The organism is Gaiella sp., assembly GCF_035558935.1.
Classification (GTDB): domain Bacteria; phylum Actinomycetota; class Thermoleophilia; order Gaiellales; family Gaiellaceae; genus Gaiella.
On record NZ_DATMBZ010000012.1, the window covers coordinates 1 to 19,924 of the forward strand.

Annotated in this window: 24 protein-coding genes and 1 pseudogene; 3 read left to right on the top strand and 22 right to left on the bottom strand. The window is 72.4% G+C overall.

Annotated elements, in window-relative coordinates; translation table 11 throughout:
- The 15 genes and pseudogenes from VNM44_RS01255 to murA all read right to left on the bottom strand — a co-directional run.
- A pseudogene (locus VNM44_RS01255) lies at nt 1-378 on the bottom strand (hypothetical protein); the annotation flags it as partial.
- Nucleotides 375-1,184 (bottom strand): translation elongation factor Ts, encoded by an 810-nt coding sequence (gene tsf / locus VNM44_RS01260; RefSeq protein WP_325621732.1) that lies wholly within the window; start codon nt 1,182-1,184, stop codon nt 375-377. The pseudogene VNM44_RS01255 and the gene tsf, both read right to left, overlap by 4 nt.
- A complete protein-coding gene (gene rpsB / locus VNM44_RS01265) occupies nt 1,181-2,059 on the bottom strand; it encodes a 30S ribosomal protein S2 (protein WP_325621734.1) in 879 nt (292 codons plus the stop codon). The genes tsf and rpsB overlap by 4 nt, the downstream gene beginning before the upstream one ends.
- Nucleotides 2,060-2,184: 125 nt before the next feature.
- Complete coding sequence (locus tag VNM44_RS01270) at nt 2,185-3,081, bottom strand: RluA family pseudouridine synthase (RefSeq protein WP_325621736.1); 897 nt, start codon at nt 3,079-3,081, stop codon at nt 2,185-2,187.
- Nucleotides 3,053-3,649 carry a signal peptidase II gene (gene lspA / locus VNM44_RS01275; RefSeq protein WP_325621738.1) on the bottom strand — a complete coding sequence of 199 codons (597 nt, stop codon included), beginning with the start codon at nt 3,647-3,649 and terminating at the stop codon, nt 3,053-3,055. Before lspA ends, VNM44_RS01270 begins: the two co-directional genes overlap by 29 nt.
- Nucleotides 3,650-3,749: 100 nt before the next feature.
- Nucleotides 3,750-4,106 carry a TraR/DksA family transcriptional regulator gene (locus VNM44_RS01280; protein ID WP_325621740.1) on the bottom strand — a complete coding sequence of 119 codons (357 nt, stop codon included), beginning with the start codon at nt 4,104-4,106 and terminating at the stop codon, nt 3,750-3,752.
- Entirely contained in the window at nt 4,103-4,426 is a 324-nt protein-coding gene (locus tag VNM44_RS01285) for a DUF167 domain-containing protein (RefSeq protein ID WP_325621742.1), read from the bottom strand. Before VNM44_RS01285 ends, VNM44_RS01280 begins: the two co-directional genes overlap by 4 nt.
- A gap of 29 nt (nt 4,427-4,455) precedes the next feature.
- Nucleotides 4,456-4,947 (bottom strand): DivIVA domain-containing protein, encoded by a 492-nt coding sequence (locus VNM44_RS01290; protein ID WP_325621744.1) that lies wholly within the window; start codon nt 4,945-4,947, stop codon nt 4,456-4,458.
- 15 nt (nt 4,948-4,962) lie between these two features.
- Nucleotides 4,963-5,277 (bottom strand): YggT family protein, encoded by a 315-nt coding sequence (locus VNM44_RS01295; protein ID WP_325621746.1) that lies wholly within the window; start codon nt 5,275-5,277, stop codon nt 4,963-4,965.
- A 71-nt stretch (nt 5,278-5,348) separates the two neighbouring features.
- Nucleotides 5,349-5,906, bottom strand: a complete 558-nt coding sequence (locus VNM44_RS01300) for a cell division protein SepF (protein WP_325621748.1) — start codon at nt 5,904-5,906, stop codon at nt 5,349-5,351.
- A 58-nt stretch (nt 5,907-5,964) separates the two neighbouring features.
- The gene (locus tag VNM44_RS01305) at nt 5,965-6,564 is read right to left on the bottom strand and encodes a YggS family pyridoxal phosphate enzyme (RefSeq protein ID WP_325621750.1); all 600 of its coding nucleotides are present in this window, start codon (nt 6,562-6,564) and stop codon (nt 5,965-5,967) included.
- Nucleotides 6,552-7,916 (bottom strand): CCA tRNA nucleotidyltransferase, encoded by a 1,365-nt coding sequence (locus tag VNM44_RS01310; protein ID WP_325621752.1) that lies wholly within the window; start codon nt 7,914-7,916, stop codon nt 6,552-6,554. The genes VNM44_RS01305 and VNM44_RS01310 overlap by 13 nt, the downstream gene beginning before the upstream one ends.
- Nucleotides 7,917-7,948: 32 nt before the next feature.
- Nucleotides 7,949-8,332: a Rid family detoxifying hydrolase gene (locus VNM44_RS01315; RefSeq protein WP_325621754.1), complete on the bottom strand. Its 384-nt coding sequence runs from the start codon at nt 8,330-8,332 to the stop codon at nt 7,949-7,951.
- A 13-nt stretch (nt 8,333-8,345) separates the two neighbouring features.
- Nucleotides 8,346-8,825: a hypothetical protein gene (gene hisB, locus VNM44_RS01320; protein ID WP_325621756.1), complete on the bottom strand. Its 480-nt coding sequence runs from the start codon at nt 8,823-8,825 to the stop codon at nt 8,346-8,348.
- Nucleotides 8,822-10,102, bottom strand: coding sequence for a UDP-N-acetylglucosamine 1-carboxyvinyltransferase (gene murA, locus VNM44_RS01325; RefSeq protein WP_325621758.1), 1,281 nt, complete (start codon nt 10,100-10,102; stop codon nt 8,822-8,824). The genes hisB and murA overlap by 4 nt, the downstream gene beginning before the upstream one ends.
- A 26-nt stretch (nt 10,103-10,128) precedes the next feature.
- Between murA and VNM44_RS01330 the strand changes: the two genes are divergently transcribed.
- Nucleotides 10,129-10,704 carry an HD domain-containing protein gene (locus VNM44_RS01330; protein WP_325621760.1) on the top strand — a complete coding sequence of 192 codons (576 nt, stop codon included), beginning with the start codon at nt 10,129-10,131 and terminating at the stop codon, nt 10,702-10,704.
- Between the two features lie 36 nt (nt 10,705-10,740).
- Here the strand turns inward: VNM44_RS01330 and VNM44_RS01335 are convergent, their stop codons facing one another.
- The gene (locus VNM44_RS01335; RefSeq protein WP_325621762.1) at nt 10,741-11,805 is read right to left on the bottom strand and encodes an aminotransferase class V-fold PLP-dependent enzyme; all 1,065 of its coding nucleotides are present in this window, start codon (nt 11,803-11,805) and stop codon (nt 10,741-10,743) included.
- The gene (locus VNM44_RS01340) at nt 11,802-12,440 is read right to left on the bottom strand and encodes an endonuclease/exonuclease/phosphatase family protein (protein WP_325621819.1); all 639 of its coding nucleotides are present in this window, start codon (nt 12,438-12,440) and stop codon (nt 11,802-11,804) included. The genes VNM44_RS01335 and VNM44_RS01340 overlap by 4 nt, the downstream gene beginning before the upstream one ends.
- Nucleotides 12,441-12,498: 58 nt before the next feature.
- Between VNM44_RS01340 and VNM44_RS01345 the strand changes: the two genes are divergently transcribed.
- A complete protein-coding gene (locus VNM44_RS01345; RefSeq protein WP_325621764.1) occupies nt 12,499-13,611 on the top strand; it encodes a glycosyltransferase family 4 protein in 1,113 nt (370 codons plus the stop codon).
- A 32-nt stretch (nt 13,612-13,643) separates the two neighbouring features.
- Nucleotides 13,644-13,931, top strand: coding sequence for a hypothetical protein (locus VNM44_RS01350; protein ID WP_325621766.1), 288 nt, complete (start codon nt 13,644-13,646; stop codon nt 13,929-13,931).
- 1 nt (nt 13,932) lies between these two features.
- Here VNM44_RS01350 and VNM44_RS01355 read toward each other — a convergent pair whose 3' ends face one another.
- Genes VNM44_RS01355 through coaBC form a run of 5 tightly spaced genes read right to left on the bottom strand, consistent with a single transcriptional unit; the run spans nt 13,933 to nt 19,798 of the window.
- On the bottom strand, nt 13,933-14,286 hold the full coding sequence (locus tag VNM44_RS01355) for a tetratricopeptide repeat protein (RefSeq protein WP_325621768.1): 354 nt from the start codon (nt 14,284-14,286) through the stop codon (nt 13,933-13,935).
- Nucleotides 14,283-16,484, bottom strand: coding sequence for a transglutaminaseTgpA domain-containing protein (locus VNM44_RS01360; RefSeq protein WP_325621770.1), 2,202 nt, complete (start codon nt 16,482-16,484; stop codon nt 14,283-14,285). Before VNM44_RS01360 ends, VNM44_RS01355 begins: the two co-directional genes overlap by 4 nt.
- Nucleotides 16,477-17,664 (bottom strand): DUF58 domain-containing protein, encoded by a 1,188-nt coding sequence (locus tag VNM44_RS01365; protein ID WP_325621773.1) that lies wholly within the window; start codon nt 17,662-17,664, stop codon nt 16,477-16,479. Before VNM44_RS01365 ends, VNM44_RS01360 begins: the two co-directional genes overlap by 8 nt.
- A complete protein-coding gene (locus VNM44_RS01370) occupies nt 17,661-18,632 on the bottom strand; it encodes a MoxR family ATPase (RefSeq protein WP_325621775.1) in 972 nt (323 codons plus the stop codon). Before VNM44_RS01370 ends, VNM44_RS01365 begins: the two co-directional genes overlap by 4 nt.
- On the bottom strand, nt 18,629-19,798 hold the full coding sequence (gene coaBC, locus VNM44_RS01375; protein ID WP_325621777.1) for a bifunctional phosphopantothenoylcysteine decarboxylase/phosphopantothenate--cysteine ligase CoaBC: 1,170 nt from the start codon (nt 19,796-19,798) through the stop codon (nt 18,629-18,631). Before coaBC ends, VNM44_RS01370 begins: the two co-directional genes overlap by 4 nt.
- Nucleotides 19,799-19,924: the final 126 nt, after the last annotated feature.

The window sequence follows — 19,924 nt, forward strand, 5'->3', positions numbered from 1 at the left end:
CGGCTCGGCGACCTCCGAGACCGTGACGGCGGACTGGACGCGCGTCTGTGCGCCCAGGCGCTCGAGACCATCCTGGAGCGCGAGGGCATTAAGGACCGTGGCGAGCATGCCCGCGTAGTCGGCGGTCGCGCGATCCATCCCCTCCGCCGCTGCGCTCATGCCGCGGTAGAAGTTTCCGCCGCCGACGACGACCGCGATCTCTGTGCCCGCCGCCTGCACGGCGAGCACCTCGCGGGCGACCGAGGCCACGGTCTTCGGGTCGACGCCGTATTCGCGATCGCCCATCAGGCTCTCTCCGGACAGCTTGAGCAGCGCCCGGCGGAACGCCGGAGCGACCCGCGGCGGGTGCTCCGCGAGCTCCTCCGACCGGGTGCTCACGAGCCGGCGACCGAGACCCGCGCGAACGCGACGATCTTCGCCCCGGCCTCCTCGACCGCGGCGCCGACCGTCTTGGAAGCGTCGTGGATCCACGCCTGCTCGAGCAGGGCGCCGCCCGGAGCGGCCGCGAAGAAGCGCTTCGCCAGCATGCCGTCGACGATCTTCTCACGTGCCTGCTCCGGCTTCGACTGCACCTCGTCCGAGTTCAGGTAGATCTGGCGCTCGGCGGCGAGCACGTCTGCCGGCACGTCGTCGCGCGAGGTGTACTGGGGCGCCGCGAACGAGATGTGCATCGCCACCTGGCGCGCAAGCTCCGGCGAACCGCCCTCCAGCTTCACGACGACGCCGATCTTGTTCGCTGGTGGGTGGACGTAGGCAGCAAGCGTTCCGCCCTCGAGCCGGTCAGCGCCTGCGATCACGATGTTCTCGCCGAGCTGCGCGATGAGCTCGGTGCGCTCGCCCTCGAACGCGTCGACCGCGGCGGGCCCGTCCGCGTGAACGGCGCGGAGGATCCGCTCCGCAAAGGCCTGGAACGCGTCGTTCCGCGACACGGGCTCCGTCTCGCAGCCGACGCCGACGATCGAGGCCGTATCCGCGCCGGCGATCACGCCGACGAGCCCCTCGGTCGTGGCGCGGTCGGCGCGCTTGCCCGCTGCCGCCATCCCGCGCTCGCGCAGGAGCGTGCGGGCAGCCTCGAGGTCCCCGCCGGTCTCCTGCAGCGCCTGCTTGCAGGCCATCATCCCGGCGCCCGTCTGGTCGCGGAGCTCCTTGACGAGGCCGGCGCTGATCTCCGTCACGCCGGTCATGGCTGCGCCCCCTTCTCCGCACCGACCGGCTCGACCGCCTCGCCGGCGGTCTCGGCGCTCTCCGCCGTGTCCGCGGCCGGGGCGGCATCGTCGGCGGCTGCAGGCGCCTCGCCGGCGTCGGGCGCCGGAGCTGTCTCGGCGGCGCCTTCTGCGAGGGCCGCGGCAGCGGCCGCGCTGAGCTCCGCCTCGGTCACCTTCGTCTTCGCGGCCGCGATCCCGTCTGCGATCGCCTTGATCACGAGGGAGCACGAGCGGATCGCGTCGTCGTTCCCCGGGACGACGTAGGTGACCTCGTCGGGATCGCAGTTCGTGTCGACGAGCGCGATCACCGGCAGGCCGAGCCGCTGTGCCTCGCGCAGAGCGAGCTGCTCCTTGCGCAGGTCGACGATGAAGACGGCGTCGGGCTGGCGCTTCATCGTCGAGACGCCGCCGAGGTTCGCCTCCAGCTTCTCGAGCTCGCCGCCCATCGCGATGCGCTCCTTCGCGGGGAGCAGGTCGAGCTGCCCCTCTTCCTTCAAGCGGCGGAGCTCCTGGAGGTAGGAGATGCGGTCGGCGATCGTCCGCCAGTTCGTCAAAAGGCCGCCGAGCCAGCGGTGCGCGACGTACGGCTGGCCGACGCGCGTCGCCTCGCGCACGATTGCCTCCTGCGCCTGCTTCTTCGTGCCGACGAAGAGGATCGTCCCCCCGCGCTCGGCGACGTTGCGTGCGAAGTCGTGTGCCTCCTGCAGCAGCGCCTGCGTCTGCTGGAGGTCGATGATGTAGATGCCGCCGCGCTCGTCGAAGATGAAGCGCTTCATCTTCGGGTTCCAGCGGCGCGTCTGGTGACCGAAGTGCACTCCGGCCTCCAGCAGCTCCTTCATGGAGACGACTGCCACGATCTCGTCCTTTCGGTTGTGGAGTGGTGCACCGGCGGGCGCGGACGGAACCGGGCTCGAGAGCGCCGGCACCCCCGTCCGGAGGCGTCGCCGGGTAGGCGGGTCCGAGCGCGAAATGGTAGCGGTTAGGCCGTGCGCGCCCGGTCGAGCGCGGCCTCGAGATCCACCGGCAGCGGCGCAGAGAGATCGAGGTCCTCGCCGGTGAGAGGGTGCGTGAAGCGCAGGCGGTGCGCATGCAGGAACTGGCGCCCGAGGTCGAGGTCCCCGGCAACGCCGTAGACCGGGTCGCCGGAGACGGGCAGGCCGATCGCCTCGAGATGGACGCGGATCTGATGGGTTCTTCCGGTCTCGAGCCGTACCTCGAGCAGCGTCCTCCGGCCGAGGCGCTCGCGAAGCTCGAACCACGTGACGGCGTCGCGCGGGGTCTCCGTGTCGAGGGAGCGACGCGTCCGGTCACGCCGGTCGCGGCCGATGGGCGCCGTGATCCTCCCGGTGCGGGAGCGGGGCTCGCCGACGACGAGCGCCAGGTAGCGCCGCTCGACCTCGCGGTCGCGGATCGCCCGGGTGAGGCTCTCGTGCGCCTCTTCGGAGCGTGCGACGACGAGCAGTCCGGAGGTGTCGCGGTCGAGGCGGTGCACGATGCCCGGCCGATCCGGGTCGCCGCCGGCGGCGCCGAGCGCGAGCAGCCCGTGCGCCAACGTCGGGCGCTCGTCGGGCCCGGCGGGATGGACGACGAGGCCCGCAGGCTTGTCGACGACGATCAGGTGCTCGTCCTCGTGGACGATCGTGAGCGAGAGCTCCACCGCCTGGAGCTCGCGCGCCTCCGGGAGCTCGACGGTCAGCTCCTCACCCCCGGCGAGCCGATGGCTCTTCGGTCGCGGCCGCCCGTCGACGAGGACGGCGCCGGCGCTCACGAGCCGCTCGGCGAGCGCTCGTGTCCCGACTCCCGGGACCTCGGCGACGACCGAGTCGAGGCGCCTGCCCGCGTCCGACTCAGGAACGCGAGAGCGGTGAGGTGCCAACGGCGGCGCTCGAGCGGTCGGCCGCCACGAACGAGAGGAACAGCAGCCCGACCCCGACGACGATGAACGTGTCCGCGAGATTGAACGCGGGCCAGTAGTCGAGGTCGAGAAAGTCCGTCACGTAGCCGAGCCGGAGCCGGTCGACGAGGTTCGAGGCGCTGCCGCCGAGCACGAGGCCGACGGCGACGGGCAGGAGCGGATGCCGCCGTCCCGAGCGCGCGAAGAAGACGATGAGCGTGCCGATCGCGACCGCGGTGAGGACGATCACGATCGAGGTCGAGTCGGCGAACAGCCCGAACGCGATGCCCGTGTTCCGGACGTGATGGATGGTGAAGGGACCGAGCACGTCCACGGCGTTTCCGAGCCCGAGACGGCCCGACACGAGCGCTTTCGTGAGCTGATCCGCGCACGCCGCGGCGACTGCGACGAGCGCGAGCTCGATCCACTGGACGCTGCCCGCGGCAAGTGACCGCGAGGCGCCCGGGATCGGCTGCAAGGCGTTCGTCGCGGAGCCGACACGGACCTCGAGCTGCGCGCGGGGCGGCTCGGCGCGTGCCGGCTCGCTCATAGGTCGACCTCGGTTGGCCGATGAGCGGGGAGCGGTGTGGCGAACCGGGAGTTTCCCCACGCTGTTTCCCGCACGAACGCGAGCCGAAGGCGAGCGTTGCTCATGCGCGCTCCTCGTCCCGCTTGCACGTCACGCACAGAACCGCGTACGGCACGGCTAGGAGCCGCTCCTCGGGGATCGGGTTCCCGCAGCGGAGGCACGTCCCATACGTACCGTCATCGATCCGGCCCAGCGCCGCGTCGATCTCCTGGACGATCGCCTCGGCGTTCTCCTCGAGCGACTCGTCGACCTCGCGGTCGAACATCTCACTCGCATGATCCGCGAGGTGCTGGTCGCCCGCGGCACTCGAGAGCTCGCTGTCGTCGGTGTCGTCCTGAACGATGTCGTGCGCGGCGCCGAGGATGCGCCCCCGCATTGCGAGGAGCTCCGCCCGACGATCGTCGTACGTGCCGGTCACGCGCGGTCCTCTCGCGAGGCGAGCCTGCGCTCTGCGTCCTCGAGCGAGATCCCGTCGACCTCGACGACCTTGTCGCGAGACGCCTGCCCGGCGACGACCCGGACGTCGCGCGGCGCGAGGCCGAGGGCGTCCGCCAGCACACGCGTGACCTCGGCGTTCGCCCGGCCGCGCTCGGGAGCGGAGCGGACGCGCACCTTCCAGGCCTCCCCGAGCCGTCCAACAACCGCCGACGAGCTCGCGCCGGTCGCGACGCGGATACGAAGTCTGGTCGCGCCGCGCGCGCGCGCCGTGGCGTTCCGGACGGAAGCGGTCGGGCCCACGCCGGAAGGATAGTTGCGCGGGTGGTCGGCTATCCGGCGAGGCGCTCGATCCGTGCCTCGGCGGGCTCGGCGGGGCCCGGCTCCTCGCGCTCGACGGCCGCGTCCTCCGCGGAACGGCCGTCGGACACGATCTCGAGCGCCGCCCGCATCATCGTGCGGATGCGATGCGTCTCCGCGAGCAGCTGCTCCTTCTCCGCGATCGCGTCGCGCAGCAAGCGGCGGCTCTCCGCGTTCGCCTCCTGGACGATCACGTCGGCTTCCCGGCGCGCCTGTTCCTTCATGTCCTGGGCGGCTCTCTCTGCCGAGACGAGCGTCGAGCGAAGCAGCGTCTCCAGCTCGACGTGACGCGCGACCTCGCCCTCGAGCACGTGGACGCGCTCGCCCAGGTCGGCGCGCTCGCGCCAGACGGTCTCAAAGCTGTCGGCGACGTCCTCGATCGCCCGCTCGACGCTCGAGCGGCGATAGCCGAAGAGCCCCCGTCGCAGATCCAGATGTCGAACCTCCACCGGTGTCAGGGACATCCTTTCCCTCCTTCCTCAGAGAACTCGGCCGATGAGAGCGTTCACGAGCATTCCCAGCAGGTAGAGCGCGAACACGGCGGCGATCGGCGACAGGTCGAGCGGGCCGAGCGGCGGGATGACGCGCCGGAAGAGCCGCAGGTACGGCTCGCAGACGTCGTAGAGGAACTGCCGGATGCGCTCGAGCGTCGGCGAGCCTCCTCCGGGGATCCACGACGCGATGATGTAGGCAAAGATCAAGAGGACGTAGACGCCGACGAAGACGGACACGAACCGTTGGACCGACGTTCCCACGTCGGCCAGCAGCAACGAGCCGACGCCCGCGTCGCCCACGGCCCTGCATTCTCCCCTTTTCGGGTGGTTCCTTCGCGCCGAGGTGGTTCTGCGCTGTGTGGGTCGAAGAACTACGCCTGGTTGAAGAAGCCGCCCGCCGGGTCGAGCGCCCGGGCGCGCTCCTCGGCCGAGACCTCGACGTTCTTCGGCGTCAGGAGGAAAACCTTGTCCGCGACGCGCTGCATGCTGCCGTCGAGTGCGTAGGTGAGACCGCTCGCGAAGTCGATGAGGCGCTTCGAAAGCTCGGTGTCCGCGGACTGGAGGTTCAGGATCACCGGGACGGAGTCCTTGAAGCGGTCGGCGATCTGCTGCGCGTCGTTGAAGCTGCGCGGCAGCACGAGGTGGACGCGCGCCTGGGACGACGCGCTGTCGACGCCGCGGAGCCGCGAGCGGCGCGACGACGTCGACGACCGCTCGGGCACCGCGCCCGAGTCGGCCTCGGACACGCTGTCGGGCTCCGACCACTCGTTCTCGCGTCTCCGCGGGAGCCGGCGGACGTTGGCTCGCTCGCGGCGGCGGTAGTTGCGCTCGAGGTCCTCGCTCGTCGTCGTGACCTCCTCGTCCCAGTCCTCGTCCTCGGCGATCCCGAAGTAGACGAGCGTTCGGTTCCATACGTCGCCGAGCCCCATGTCAGGCGGGATCGTAGCCCCTCGTCCCGACGACGACACCCCTCCCGAGCGCCGGCTCTCAGCCGAACAGCGTCGAGCCGACCCGGATCAGCGTCGCCCCCTCCTCGACCGCGACGCGCCAGTCCTGCGACGTGCCCATCGAGAGCTCGGCGAGCCCGTGCGCGCGCGCGAGCTCGGCGAGTCGCCGGAATCCGGGCCGCGAGGCCTCGGGGTCGTCCGCGAGCGGGGGCATCGTCATCAGGCCGCGGATTCCGGGGAACCGCTCGAGCCATGACCCGACCGATTCGGGCGCGACGCCGGACTTCGATGCCTCGCCCGAGAGGTTCACCTCGAGCAGCGCGGGCACGGTCAGCTTCCGCGCCGCCGATTCCGAGTCGAGCGAGTGGACGAGCTCGCAGAGCGGGTTCACGACCCTCACCTTGTTCGACTGGAGGTGGCCGATGAAGTGCCAGCGAAACGCATCTCCGTAACGCGCGTGCTTCGCGGCGAGATCCTGCGCGCGGTTCTCACCCACCACCTCGACCCCGGCCTCGGCGAGGACGCCGAGCTGCTCGAGCGGGACGTACTTCGTCGCCGCGACCACGGTCACCTCGGGGCCGGCCTCGTCGCGCAGCCGGAGGTAGCGCTCGCGGACGTCCGTCGCGTTCAGGAGAGCCACGATGCCGCCTCCGCGAGCAGCCGTTCCCGCGCGTTGGCCGCAGGGTCGTCGATCACGAGGTCGAGCAGCCGCGCCAGCGCGGCGCCGAGCGCCGGCCCCTCGCGGTACCCGGCCGCGAGCAGATCGTTGCCGTCGACTGCGAGGTCCGAGAGCCGGTGCGGTCGCTCGCGCTCCTCCTCGACGCGCCGCTCGAGAGCCGCGAGGTGCTCGAGCTCCCACGGCTCGACGCGCTTCGTAGCGAGGTCGGCGTGTTTGTGGAGCAGGAGCCGGCGCGCGCGGTCGATGCCGTGGGAGGCGAGGAAGCGGCGCGCGAAGACACCGTCGATCGGGCCGTCCAGCCAGAACGCGTGCCCCGCCACGAGCCGCTGAACCTCTTCGCGCACGACGTTCGGATAGCGCAGCCGCCGGAGCACCCCGCCTGCGATCCGGGCGCCCAGGTGCGCGTGGTCGGCGCCGGTGCGGTCGGCCTCGGGCTTGCCGACGTCGTGCAGCAGCGCGCAGAGGCGCACCTCGAGCGCCGCGTCGAGCTCGGCCGTCCGCTGGACGACCTCGAACAGGTGCTCCTCGAGCGGGCCGGGCTGGCGGGCCGAGCCGAGGTCGTGCCCGATCACCACGGCGAACTCGGGGAGGAACTCCACGAGCGCACCCGTGTCGCGCGCGAGCCGCAGCGCGTCGGCGGGTCGCCTGCCGAGCAAGAGCTTCGAAAGCTCACCCATGCCGTCGGCGTCGACCCCGCCACCGATGCGCTCGCCGGAGACGTGCCGAAGGCCGGGCGCCTCCGCGCGCATCTGCGCCAGCGTGTCGGTCGTCAGCGTGAACGACAGCTGTGAAAGAAGCCGCAGGCCGCGGAGGATCCGAAGCGGATCCTCGCGGAAGCTCTCCGGGCTGACCGTGTGGAGCTCGCGCCGCTCGAGGTGGGCGCGCCCCCCGAACGGGTCGACGAGCTCATCGGTCGCCAACCGACGCGCCATCGCGTTCACGGTGAAGTCTCTCCGCGCCATGTCGTCGGCGATCGACACGGACGAGTCGGTGACGATCTCGAAGTCGCGATGACCCGGGCCGACGCTCGACTCGCGCCTCGGTGGCGTGATCTCGATTCCCGCCGGTGCCAGCTCGCGGATCGTCCGGTCGCGCGGGAAGAAGCGCACACCCACGAGCTGGCCGTGCACCTCCATGTCCTCGACGCGCCCGTGGGGCGCGAGGGCGGCGCGCAGCCCGGCCTGGTCGACGCCGGGGACGAGGAAGTCCTCGTCGGAGTGCTCGATCCCGAGCAGCTCGTCACGCACCGCGCCGCCCACGACGTAGGCGTCGAGCCCGAGCGAGCTGATGTAGCGGCGGGTCGCGGTCGACACGCGCGCATTCTCGCCGCTCCCGCGGCGGCGTCCTACAGATGCGCGATTGCCTCGATCTCCACGAGCGCCCCGGAGGGCAGCTTCGCGACCTGGAACGTCGATCGAGCCGGCGGACGATCGCCCACGCGGCTCGCGTAGACCTCGTTCATCGCCTGGAAGTCGGCGAGGTCGACGAGGAAGACGCTCGTCTTGACGAGGTTCTCCAGCGAGCTGCCTGCCGCCTCGAGAATGGCGGAGAGATTTGCGAGCGCCTGGCCCGTCTGCGCTGCGATGTCACCGGAGATCTCGGTGGCGCCCGGCGCGAGGCCGAGCTGGCCGGCGACGAAGACGAAATCGCCCGCGACGATCGCCTGGTTGTAGGGCGCGCCCTGGAACGGCGCGGGAGCTGCCTCGGTGCGGATCACGGTCTTGTCCATGCCTCTCCTTCCCTCAGATGTCGACGCGGCTCGCGCGGGCGAGCGCCACGCCGAGCGCCTTGAAGATCGCCGCGAGCGCGTGCCCGGTGTCCTCGCCCTCCATGAGGCGCACGTGGATCGTGAGCCCCGCCTCCTCCGCAAGCCGGCCCAGGAAGCGCGCGGCAAGATCCGTTCCGAGGCCGCCGGCGCCCGTCAGGTCGGCGTTCGACGCGACGAGCGGGCGGTCGACGCGCTCCACGACGACCATCGCGAGCGCCTCGTCGGCGGGGACCGTCGCCTCGCCGTGCGCCCCGACGGACAGCCGAGGCTCGATCGCGCGTCCCAACGCCGTGCCGGCCGCGTCGACCTCCGCCTCGGGGTCGTCGGGGTCGATCTCGAGAGCGAGGTCGAAGCGTGCCGCGCGCGCGAGCTCGCCGAGGAGGTGGTCGAGCACGGGGACGCCCGTGGCGACGTTCGCCACGCCGGTCCCGTCGACGACGCGTGCCCCGCTCACAGCTCGGCGCGCTCGATCGACGCCCCCAACCCCCGCAGCCGTTCGTCGATCCGCTCGTAGCCCCGATCGATCTGGCCGATGTTGCCGATGCTCGACCTCCCCTCCGCGCACAGCGCGGCGATCACCATCGCCATTCCGGCGCGGATGTCGGGACTCTCGAGCCGCTGACCGTAGAGCTTCGCGGGCCCGGTCACGACGACGCGGTGCGGGTCGCAGAGGATGATCCTCGCGCCCATCGAGACGAGCTTGTCGACGAAGAACAGACGGCTCTCGAACATCTTCTCGAACACGAGGACGGTGCCTCTGGCCTGCGTCGCCGCGACAACGGCGATCGAGGTGAGGTCGGCCGGAAAGGCGGGCCAGATGCCGCTCTCGATCTTGGGGATCTGGTCACCGAGGTCGTCGACGACCTGGAGCTCCTGGCGCGGCGGGACGCGCAGCGAGCGCTCCCCCACCTCGAGCGCGATTCCCAGCTTGCGGAACGCCGGGACGATGGAGATCAGGTCGTCGGGCTCGACGTCCTCGATCGTGACGTCGCCACCCGTGGTGGCGGCGAGCGCTGCGAAGCTCGCCACCTCGACGTGCTCCGGGCGGATGCGGTAGCTGCCGCCCGCGAGCTCGTCGACGCCCGTGACGCGGAGGATGTTCGAGCCGATGCCCTCGATCTGGGCGCCGAGCGAGACGAGGAAATGGCAAAGGTCCTGGATGTGCGGCTCGCAGGCAGCGTGACCGACGATCGTCTCGCCCTCCGCGAGGACGGAGGCCATGACGGCGTTCTCGGTCGCCATCACCGACGCCTCGTCGAGGAACATCCGCTTGCCCTTGAGCCCGTTGGTGCGCAAGTCGTAAGCGCCGTTCAGCTCGACCTCGACACCGAGCTCCATGAACGCGTGGATGTGCGTGTCCAGGCGCCGCCGGCCGATCACGTCTCCTCCCGGCGGCGGCACCGTCGCACGGCCGAAGCGGGCGAGGAGCGGGCCTGCGAGCAGGAACGACGCGCGGATCTCTCGGCCGAGGACCGGGTCGAGCGCCGTCTTCGTGACGGACGTCGGATCGACCGTCACCTCGTTGGCGCCGCTCCATGCGGCCTTCGCGCCGAGATCGACGAGGATGTCGACCATCGTCTCGACGTCCCTGATCCTCGGGACGTTCGTGAGCACGACGGGGCCCGAGGCGAGCACGGTCGCCGCCAGGATCGGCAGCGCGCCGTTCTTGTTGCCCGCCGTGCGAATGGTTCCCGTCAGCGGACGTCCGCCCTCGATCACGAACGACTGCATAGCGGGGCGGTATCGTACCCGGCTCCGTGGAGGTCACCCGTGACAACGCCTGGGAGACCCTGACGCGCTACACGAAGAGCGAGTCGCTCCTGCGTCATGCCCTGGCCGTCGAGGCCTCCGTTCGCAGCTATGCGCAGCGCTTCGGCGAGGACGAGGAGCTCTGGTCGGCCGTCGCGCTGTTGCACGATTTCGACTACGAGATCCACCCCACGCTCGACGAGCATCCGCAGAACGGCGCGCCGATCCTGCGTGAGGAGGGCTATCCCGAGGTCGTGATCCGAGCCGTGCTCTCCCATGCCGAGCACCTCGCGTTGCCGCGCGAGACGCTGCTCGAGAAGACGCTCTTCGCCTGCGACGAGCTGTCGGGATTCATCCACGCCTGCGGGCTCGTCCGGCCGGCCGGGCTCGACGGGCTCGAGCCGAAGTCCGTGCGGAAGAAGCTGAAGCAGCCGTCCTTCGCGGCAGGCGTGCACCGTGACGAGGTCTACGCCGGCGCAGAGCTCCTCGGGCTCGAGCTCGACGAGCACATCGCGAACGTCGTCGCCGCGCTCCAGCCGATCGCCCCGGAGCTCGGTCTCCGCACCGCCGCCGACGCGGCCTGAGCCAACGCGGTCCTCGCCGCCGGCTGGGCGTCGGCGTCAGCCGTCGAGCGCGGCGGCGAGGCGGTCGAGGTCCTCGTCGCTCGTCCACCAGCCGCACGAGACGCGGACGAGCCCGCGGCCCGGCAGCTCGCGGACGTGGACTCCCGCAGCGAAGAGTCGGGATACGAGGGCCGCCGGCTCCTCGTCCCCGGGCCGGAAGGCGACGAGCGTCGAGCGGACCGGAGGCGTGAGAACCTCGACCCGCGGCAGCAGCAGCTCCCGGCAGCGCTCGGCGGCGTCCCAGGCGCGCTCGAACCACCAGGCTGGTCGCAACTCGAGGGCCGCCAGCATCCCTCGCAGCGAGGCCTGCGACCACCAGCCGGCCTCGAACCGACGCGCGCCGTCCTGCGGCTCGTACGTCCCGTCGGGCCGATGGCTCGCCTGCGCGAAGTACGACGGCGACGTGACGGCGAGGCGCGCGGGATCCGTGACGACGAGCGCGCCCGTGGCGTCCGGGCCGCAGAGCCACTTCTGGCCCGAGATCGTGAGGAAGTCGACACCGGCAGAGGTCGACGGAACCGCCCCGACCGACTGTGCCCCGTCGGCGAGCACCGGAACGCCGCTGCGCTCGCGCACCTCGGCGAGTGGGAGGACGGCACCCGTCGTCCAGAGCACCTGCGACGTCGCGATCAACCGCGTCCGAGGGCTGACGGCCGCGAGGATCGCCTCCGGGTCGGGCTCGACCACGACGACGGTGACGCCCGAGGCGCCGACCGGCCCGAGTAGGCCGAAGTGCTCGTCCGTCGTCGTGACGATCTCGTCGCCGGGCTCGAGCCCGAGCCCGCGGAGCACGATGGCGCAGCCGTCGCTCGTCGAACCGGTCAACGCGACCTGCTCGACGTCCGCGCCGACGAGTGACGCGAACGCACCACGTAGCTCCGCCCTGAGCGCCATCGTCTCCTCGAAGTAGTCCAGCCCGCTCCGGCCGCGAACGAGGTCGTGCTCGAGCGACTCCGCCTGCGCGCGCGCGACGGGCTCCGCAAGGGGGCCGAAGGTGCCCGCGTTCAGGTATGCGATCGTCTCGAGGACGGGAAAGAGCTTGCGCGCGTCCGCGAAGGTCATGCACCACCGATCCGGAGGCGTGCCTCGACGACGGGATGGTCGGAGAGCACGACGCCATTCTGCACGCGTCGCTCGAGGGGCCAGGGTGCGACCGAGTCGGGCACGGCGCCGCGCACGAGCACGTGATCGATGCCGTCGCTCGGAGCCGAGTACGCGCGGAGCTGTGGGTCGACGACGTTGAAGTCCCCCGCGAGCACCACAACGTCCCCCGGGGTCGCGGCGCGCTCGGCGAACGCCGCAGCGCGCTCGGTCTCTGCACGGGGCACGTCGGGGTGGGCATGGTCGTTCGACGCATGGAGGTTTGCGACGGTCACCCCGTCCGTCCCCGCGATCCGGACCGCGTGGACGAGCCGCCGCTCGCGTCCGTGCTCGGAGATCCGCTCGTGCCCGAGATCCGTCGCCGCGTGGCGCGGAGCGACGAGGATCGCGTTCGCCTGGCCCGCGAGCCCTGAGCGGAAGAAGCCCTGGTGTGCGCGGGTGACCCACTTCGAGAACGGCCCCGGCCACAGCGGCGGCCGGGTGATCACGTCGAACCGGCGCATTCCCGACCAGTCGTCGAGTCGAGGCAGCGCCCAGACGGGGACTTCCTGCAGGCAGACGACGTCGGGTCCGTCCGCTGCGACGAGCTCGATCATCTGCCGCAAGTGACCGCTCCTCCGTGGGGGATGTGCGTTCCCGTGGAAGACATTCCACGTGCGGACGAGGAGCTCCATCGCCGCCGAGGCTACGGGTACCGTCGTTCCGGCCGCGCCGATGCACGTCGTTCTCGCCGATCCCCCAGCTTTCACGCCGCCGTACGACCACGAGCTCGCCGCGGCGCTGGCGCGTGCGGGGGCCGAGGTCGAGCTCGTCACGTCGCCTTTCCGCTTCGGCACCCGTCCGGCACCGGACGGCTACGACCTCGAGGAGTCGTTCTACCGTCGCGCAGGGACGATCGATCGCCGGGCGCTCCGTCTCACGGCGAGGGCGCTCGAGCACCCACTCGGGCTACGACGCGTCCTCGGCCGGCCGGGAGACGTCGTCCACTTCCAGTGGCTCGACGCCCCCGAGCTCGACCTGCTGCTTCTGCGCTCGCGCAAGCCGCTCGTCTTCACCGCCCACGACCTGCTGCCACGCCGCACGGCGCGGCGCGCGCGTCTCTGGCGCCGCCTGTTCGGGCGCTTCGACCGCGTGGTCGTCCATTCAGAGCGCGGACGGAGCACGCTCGCGGCGTTCGGTGTCGACCCGACGAAGCTTCGTGTCGTCCCGCATCCCGTCTTCCGCAGCGACCCTCCTCGCGCCGACGACGGCCGGACGATTCTCGCCCCGGGAGTGATCCGCCCGTACAAGGGGCTCGCGGACGCCGTGAGCGCCGCGCTGGCCGTCGAGCGCGCGCGGCTGCTCGTCGCGGGAGACGCCCGAATTCCCCTCGACGACCTCCGCCGCGCGGCGGGTGAGCGTGCGGAGTGGCGGCTCGGGTACCTGACCGACGCGGAGCTCGAGCGCGCGCTGTCGGAGGCGACGGTGGCGGTGTTCCCGTACCGCGCCGAGCTCGATCAGTCCGGCGCGCTCCTCCGGACGCTCGGAGCCGGTGTCCCCGCGGTCGTCTACGACGTCGGCGGCCTCGGTGAGGTCGTGCGGGGGTTCGAGGCGGGACGCGTCGTGGCAGCCGGCGATGTCGACGGCCTCGCGGCCGCGCTTCGCGAGCTGCTCGACGATCGCGCTGCGCTCGCCGCGGCACGCGAAGGGGCGCGCCGTGCGCGTGAGACGCTCACCTGGGACGCCGCCGCGGCCGCACATCTCGACCTGTACGGGGAGCTCGTGTGAGGCTGCGACGCCGAGATCCGTTCGACGACCTCGTGGCTCGTCAGCTCATGCTGTTCGCCGAGGACGAGGCGGAGCTGCTGCAGGAGGCCGTCGACGCCGAGTCGGACTGGGTGGGCTCGAGCCGCGAGGAGGCCGAGGAGAGGTACGGCGACTACCAGCTGGTGGTCGACGCGATCGCGGACCGGCTGCTCGACCTCCGCGAGGCCTACGCCGCCACGCTGCCCGACGACACCGTCGACGCGTACCGACGGTCGTTTGCGACGGGCGCCTCCCGCCGCTTCCGGCGGTACGCGTCCCTGGTCGCGGACCTGGAGGGGTAGCTCACTCCCCCTCGTCTTCGAGGCCGAGCGGATCGGATGGAGGGCGCGGGCGCAGCGAGCGGGCGAGCTTCAGATGCGTCCGGGCCTCGTCGTGACGCCCCTGGTTGCGGAGCGTCCGGCCGAGGGCATAGTGCGCGTAGTCGTCGGCCGGCGCCAGCTCGAGCACCTTGCGGAACTCGGCCTCCGCCTCCGGCCAGCGCTTGATCCGGAAGTAGGCGATCCCGAGCGCCTCGCGGATCGAGGCCTTCTCCGGCTCGAGACGCTTCGCCTTCTCGAGCGCAACGGTGGCTTGCGCCGGCATGCCGCTCCGCAGGTGGTTCCGCCCCTGCTGGAAGAGGTCGTACGCCGCGCTCATCCCGAGCGGGCCGTCGAGCCGGGTCGCAGGGAGCGGAGGGAGAAGATGGCGCGGACGTGGTCGCCCGGCGTCTCTCGTTCGGCGGCGGCCGCGAGGACCCGGGCGAGCTCCCCGCGGGCGCGCGCGGCCGCCGCTCGCGCGCGCGACGGCGGGCCGTACCGGGCCTCCGCAAGGGCCTCTGCGAGCGCGCCGGCGGGCGTCGCCAGGATGCGTTCGGCGGATTGCCGCAGCTCGGCGGGCGTGGCGTCGCGCCGGATCGTGGCGCCCCGGTCGAGGAGCGCGGAGACGAGCTCTGCGCGCACCCCCGCCGCGAGCCGCCTTGGATCATCGGGTCGGAGGCGCATCGTCCGACGCGCCCGCTTCGCCCCGACGATGACCGCCGCCGCGCACGTGGGCAGCCCCACGACGAGCAGGATCCACAGGGGGAAGCTCTTCCCGGAGTCGGGCGGGACGACGTTGACCGGCGGCGGTGCCGACCTTCCGGACGGTGTCGCGTCGAAGTCGAGGAAGCGTCCGGTGCCGAGCGCACGAACGGCGTCCGCGGAGTCCGACGCGAGCGTGTAGACAGCGGAGAGCGTCCCGCGGCCCGGCGTCGGGTCGAACGCGAGCCAGCCAAACCCCGCGAACCACGCTTCGACCCACGCGTGGGCTTGCTGGTCGGTCACCGTCCAGACGCCCGCCTTCCACGTCCCCGCCGTGAAGCCGACGGCGACGCGCGACGGGATGCCGAGCATGCGGAGCATCACCGCCATCGCGCCCGCGTAGTGCTGGCAGTAGCCGGCCCGCGTGACCTCGACGAAATCGACCAGCGGCGGGTTCGTGCTGCTCACCGGCGGGTGCTCTTCGTAGCGGAACCCGCCGCCGCTGCGGAACCAGCGCTCCAGGACGAGCGTCGCCTCGTAGGGCGAGCGCGCCTTCGCGGTCAGCCGGGCCGCGTCCTGCCAGAGCGGCCGATAGGCCCAGAGCGGCTGGTACAGCTCGTCCCGGAACACGCGGTCGACCCTTGCGACCCGGCCCCTCGAGCCGTAGCCCGGAAAGCGTGCCCTTCCCATCTCCAGATAGCGCCCGGCCGCGGCCGGATAGCGGGGCGGCGAAGCTGCCAGCGCGCGCGGCGTCGGTCGCGGCGCGTAGCTCCAGACCGTGTACCGGGTCCCGCGGCGAAGCGGTCGGTGGGCGAGGATCACGCCGCCTTCGAGGAACGAGACGTCGCCGAGCTCCGGGCCGTCGATGCGCGCAGGCTCGGCGGCGGCGGGAACGCGGGTGTCCTCGAGCCCTTCGATCGTGACCTTCTGCTCGAGCCAGGCGCCGGGGCGGGCATCGCGTCGTCCGACGAGGGGATCGGCGGGCAAGCGGCGGCGTGCATCGCCGATGTCGGTCGGGAAGAGGTTCTCGATCCAGCGATCGTCCGAGAAGGTCTCGAGCGTCGACATGCGCCAGTACTCCGCCCGCGCCGGAGCACGCACACGGAGCACCACCGTCGGCCGCACGGGGAAGTCGATCCCGGAGTAGCTCGCGTCCCACAGGAAGCGGACGTCGGTCGTCCCCCCGCCGGGCGCGAAGGGATCCCAGCCTCGCCAGTCGACGTGGGAGGCGCCGGGCCCGAGCCCCGCGACGGCCGCTCCGCCCGAAGCCGCGACGAGCGCCGCGGCGAGCCCGGCGCCGACGAGCGTGCGCCGCGCCCCGTCCACGTTCTGGACGACCGTCGCCCATAGCAGGCTGCCGAGCGCGAGCCCGCCGAGGAGCACGGCATGCCGGCCCTCGAGGAGGAGCTCGGGGAAGCCGACGCCCGCAGCGAGCGCGCCCGCGACCACTGCCGGGCGGCGCGCCGCCACGCCGAGCGACGCGACGAGCGCAAGCCCGAGCGCGGCGACGACGACGAGGCCGTGGAGCGAGGCGAACGCTGCCGGGTCGAACGGCGCCTGCACCACCGGGGCGTCGCGGAGCGCATCCCAGGCGCTCACGAGGGCGCGATGCGGCCACGTCGCGAACGCGACCGCGAGCCCCGCTGCGGCCGCGACCACGCACCCAGCGAGGCGCCACCGCACGTCGCGCAATGCGGCGAGGAGGACGGCGAGCGCCGCTGCGGCGACGAACCGCGTGGTCGAGACAGGCTCCTCGAGCATCGCCCACGAGGCCATGACCACCGCGACGGCGGGCGCAGCCGCGACGGACGTCCGCAATGAGATGAGGTCAGCCAACGGCCCTCGCCCTCAGGCCGCCGAGGGCCTCCTCCAGCGGGGTCCCATGGCGCAGCACGGCGAGTGCCACCCCGGCCGCGTCGAGTCGCAGCATCACGGCCGACGGGCCGGCCGGCGGACGCCCCGCATAGGTCGGCGCATCGACGGCGACGAGCGCACTCGAGCGGCCGACGGCTGTGCGCGCGACGAGTGCGTCGGCGACCACCTCGGGACGCGCCGTGATGACGACGAGCTCGGGGACGGAGCCGAGCGGGCCGCGCGCGGCCACGAGATCGCGGAGGGGCGTGGCCGCGGCGGGCTCGACCGCCGCGAGGGCGTCGACCGCCTCGTCCCAGTCGCGGCCGGCGCTCCGGACGCTGTGCACTCCCGGCTGCGGCGCGCCGATCACGAGCAGCGCGCGGCGAGAGCGAAGGGCATGCGTGCGCACGATTCCGGCAGCGGCCCGGATGCTGTCGTCGAGGCTCGAGTCGCCCCGGACGCCCGCCACCGCGCCGGCCTCCACGTCGAGGACGACTGCGATGCTGTCGCGCGGCGCGTCCTCGAGTTCCCGCACCATCAGCTCGCCGCGCCTGGCCGACGTGGGCCAGTGCACGGCTCGGAGCGGCTCCCCTTCCTGGTACTCGCGGACGCCGTGCGGCTCGAGCCCGCTCGGCCGCCTCACGAGCGCCCGCCGGCCTCCCTCGCCCCACGCGCCCGTCTCGGTGAACAGGGTGTCCAGCTGCGGGACGCGCGGCCGCACCGTGACGGTCGACTCGCGGTCGACAAGGATCTCGACGCGCGTCAGTCCGAGCGGGTCGGTGACGCGGAGCCGGCCGGGGCCGAGCCGGTGGCGCCCGCGTGGCACGCTCTCGAGTCGGATCCGCGCGCGGCCGTCCGGTCCGACCAGTGCGTCGGCCTCGCCGAGCGTCCCGAGACGGTCCCGCCACTCGACGCGAGACGCCAGCCGGCGGCGCCCGTCGAGCTGGGCCTCGAGCAGCAGGGGATCGCCCTCGACGGGAGGGCCTTCCACCGGCCGGCGCTCGACGGTCAGCCCGTTCGTGACCAGTCGTGCCCAGAAGCTCGCAGCAAGTGTCGCGAGCCCCAGCCCGAAGCCCAGGATCACGAGCGCGGTCGAGCCGAGCAACCAGGCGGCCGCAAGCACGCAGAGCGCGAGGATTCCCGCGCCGCCCGAGCGGCTCATACCGGAGCGGGCGTGGCCGCGACCGCGTCGAGCACGACCTGCTCGACCGTCACACCCGTCGCGCGTGCCTCGGGAGCGAGGATCAGCCGATGGGCGAGAACCGAGACGGCCAGCGCGCGAACGTCCTCGGGGACGACGTAGTCGCGGCCCTCGACGAGGGCACGCGCCTTGGCGAGGCTGAGCAGCGCGATCCCTGACCGCGGGCTGCCGCCCAGCGCGATGCGGTCGTTCGCGCGCGTGTGACGGAGCAGCGCGACGACGTAGCGGTTGAGCGACTCGTCCACGTGCACGCCGCGGGCGGCCTCGATCCCGGCCGCGAGCTCGGCACGGGTCGCGACCGGCTCGAGGTTGTCGAGCGGCGGCTCGGTGGTCTGCTCGGCGAGCATGCGCGCCTCGTCCGCATGGGGTGGGTAGCCGATCGTCATCCGCACCGCGAAGCGGTCGAGCTGAGCCTCGGGCAGCGGGTACGTGCCCTCGTATTCGATCGGGTTCTGCGTCGCGATCACGAGGAACGGCCGCTCGAGGGCGTGCGTGGCACCGTCCACGGTCACCTGCGTCTCCTGCATCGCCTCGAGGAGCGCCGACTGCGTCTTCGGCGACGCGCGGTTGATCTCGTCGACGAGGACGACGTTTGCGAACAGCGGGCCGGGACGGAAGCGGAAGACGCCGCTTCGGCGGTCGAAGACGTTGACCCCCGTAACGTCCGCCGGCAGCAGGTCGGGCGTGAACTGCACGCGATGGAAGCCGAGCTCGAGCGAGCGGGCGAGCGCTTTGGCGAGCACTGTCTTCCCGACGCCCGGGACGTCCTCGACGAGGACGTGGCCCTCGGCGAGCAGGCAGAGGAACGGCAGCCGGAGCGTCTCCTGCGATGCGTGGACGGCCGACCCGAGGTTCGCGACCACGCGCTCGGCGAGGGCGGCCGCGGCGTCGCCCGCCGCATCGGGCCGAAGCTCCGCGTTCTCGCTCATCGGTCACCGTCGAGCAGCCGCTCGACCTCGTCGAGGATCGCACGCGCGATTGCGTCCTTCGGCGCCTTTGCGACCGCCCGCTCGACGTCTCGCGTCACGAGCACGACCTCGTTCTCGTCGCTGTCGAAGCCGATATCGGCGCGGCCCACGTCGTTGTAGACGACGAGATCGACGTTCTTGTCCGTGAGCATGCCCCGTTTTCGGGCGAGGCCCTCCTCCCCGCTTTCGGCCCCGAACGCAACGAGAACCTGACCATCGCGCCTCGAGGCGCCGAGCGCGCGCGCGACGTAGGCCGTGGGCACGAGGTCGACCGTCCACGGTTCCGAGCCCTTCGGGCGCTTGCCGGCGTACGCCTCAGCGGGCCGGTAGTCGGCCACCGCGGCGGCCATCAGGATCACGTCCGCATCGGCGCGTGCGAGGGCCTCGCGGCGCAGGTCCGAGGCAGTCGGCGTCGGCACGAGCTCGACGCCCCTCGGCACCGGAACCTGGAGATTTGCGCCGAGCAGGGTGACTCGCGCGCCCCGCTCGCGTGCCGCGTCCGCCAGCGCGACGCCCATCCTCCCGGACGAGCGGTTTCCGAGAAACCGGACGCCGTCGAGCGGCTCCCGCGTGCCACCGGCCGTCACGAGCACGTGGCGGCCCGCGAGAGAGCCGACGCCACCGACGCGCCCGAGCACCTCGTCCACCCGACGGACGATCTCTTCCGGCTCCGCCATGCGACCCATGCCGACGAGGCCCTCCGCGAGCTCGCCTTCATCCGGCCCGACGACGACCGCGCCGCGCTCGACGAGCAACGCGACGTTCGCCCGCGTTGCCGGGTGCTCCCACATCGCGGTGTTCATCGCCGGCGCGACGACGAGCGGGCCGCGGTGCGCGAGCGCCGTCTCCGTCAGGAGGTCGTCCGCTAAACCGTGCGCGAGCCGAGCGAGCGTGTTCGCGGTGAGCGGCGCGACGACGAGCGCGTCTGCAGCCTGCAGGTGCGGGTACGGGTCGGCCGGGGGCGACCGCCGCGCCAGCGCCCAGAAGGTCTCCGCCGCGACGAATCGCTCGGCACCCCGAGTGAGCACGGGCGTGACGTCGTGCCCCGCGCGAACGAGAAGCCGCACGAGCTCGCACGCCTTGTAGGCAGCGATGCCACCCGTCACCCCGACGACGATCCGCGCCACGGGCACATTGTGGCTGTTGTTCGTTCGCAGGCGGAAGTCCGCGGACTTCCGCCGCTCGGATCCCCGCCTTCAGCGGGGCAGATCCCTGAAGGCGTCCGCTCGCGCGGCCGCAACCCCCTGGTCGCG

Bases quoted from the DNA above. Each gene is read 5' to 3' on its own strand.
- tsf (WP_325621732.1), bottom strand. From the start codon at position 1,184: ATGACCGGCGTGACGGAGATCAGCGCCGGCCTCGTCAAGGAGCTCCGC.
- lspA (WP_325621738.1), bottom strand. From the start codon at position 3,649: ATGAGCGAGCCGGCACGCGCCGAGCCGCCCCGCGCGCAGCTCGAGGTC.
- VNM44_RS01290 (WP_325621744.1), bottom strand. From the start codon at position 4,947: ATGTCCCTGACACCGGTGGAGGTTCGACATCTGGATCTGCGACGGGGG.
- VNM44_RS01300 (WP_325621748.1), bottom strand. From the start codon at position 5,906: ATGGGGCTCGGCGACGTATGGAACCGAACGCTCGTCTACTTCGGGATC.
- VNM44_RS01315 (WP_325621754.1), bottom strand. From the start codon at position 8,332: ATGGACAAGACCGTGATCCGCACCGAGGCAGCTCCCGCGCCGTTCCAG.
- murA (WP_325621758.1), bottom strand. From the start codon at position 10,102: ATGCAGTCGTTCGTGATCGAGGGCGGACGTCCGCTGACGGGAACCATT.
- VNM44_RS01335 (WP_325621762.1), bottom strand. From the start codon at position 11,805: ATGACCTTCGCGGACGCGCGCAAGCTCTTTCCCGTCCTCGAGACGATC.
- VNM44_RS01340 (WP_325621819.1), bottom strand. From the start codon at position 12,440: ATGATCGAGCTCGTCGCAGCGGACGGACCCGACGTCGTCTGCCTGCAG.
- VNM44_RS01355 (WP_325621768.1), bottom strand. From the start codon at position 14,286: ATGAGCGCGGCGTACGACCTCTTCCAGCAGGGGCGGAACCACCTGCGG.
- VNM44_RS01365 (WP_325621773.1), bottom strand. From the start codon at position 17,664: ATGAGCCGCTCGGGCGGCGCGGGAATCCTCGCGCTCTGCGTGCTTGCG.
- VNM44_RS01370 (WP_325621775.1), bottom strand. From the start codon at position 18,632: ATGAGCGAGAACGCGGAGCTTCGGCCCGATGCGGCGGGCGACGCCGCG.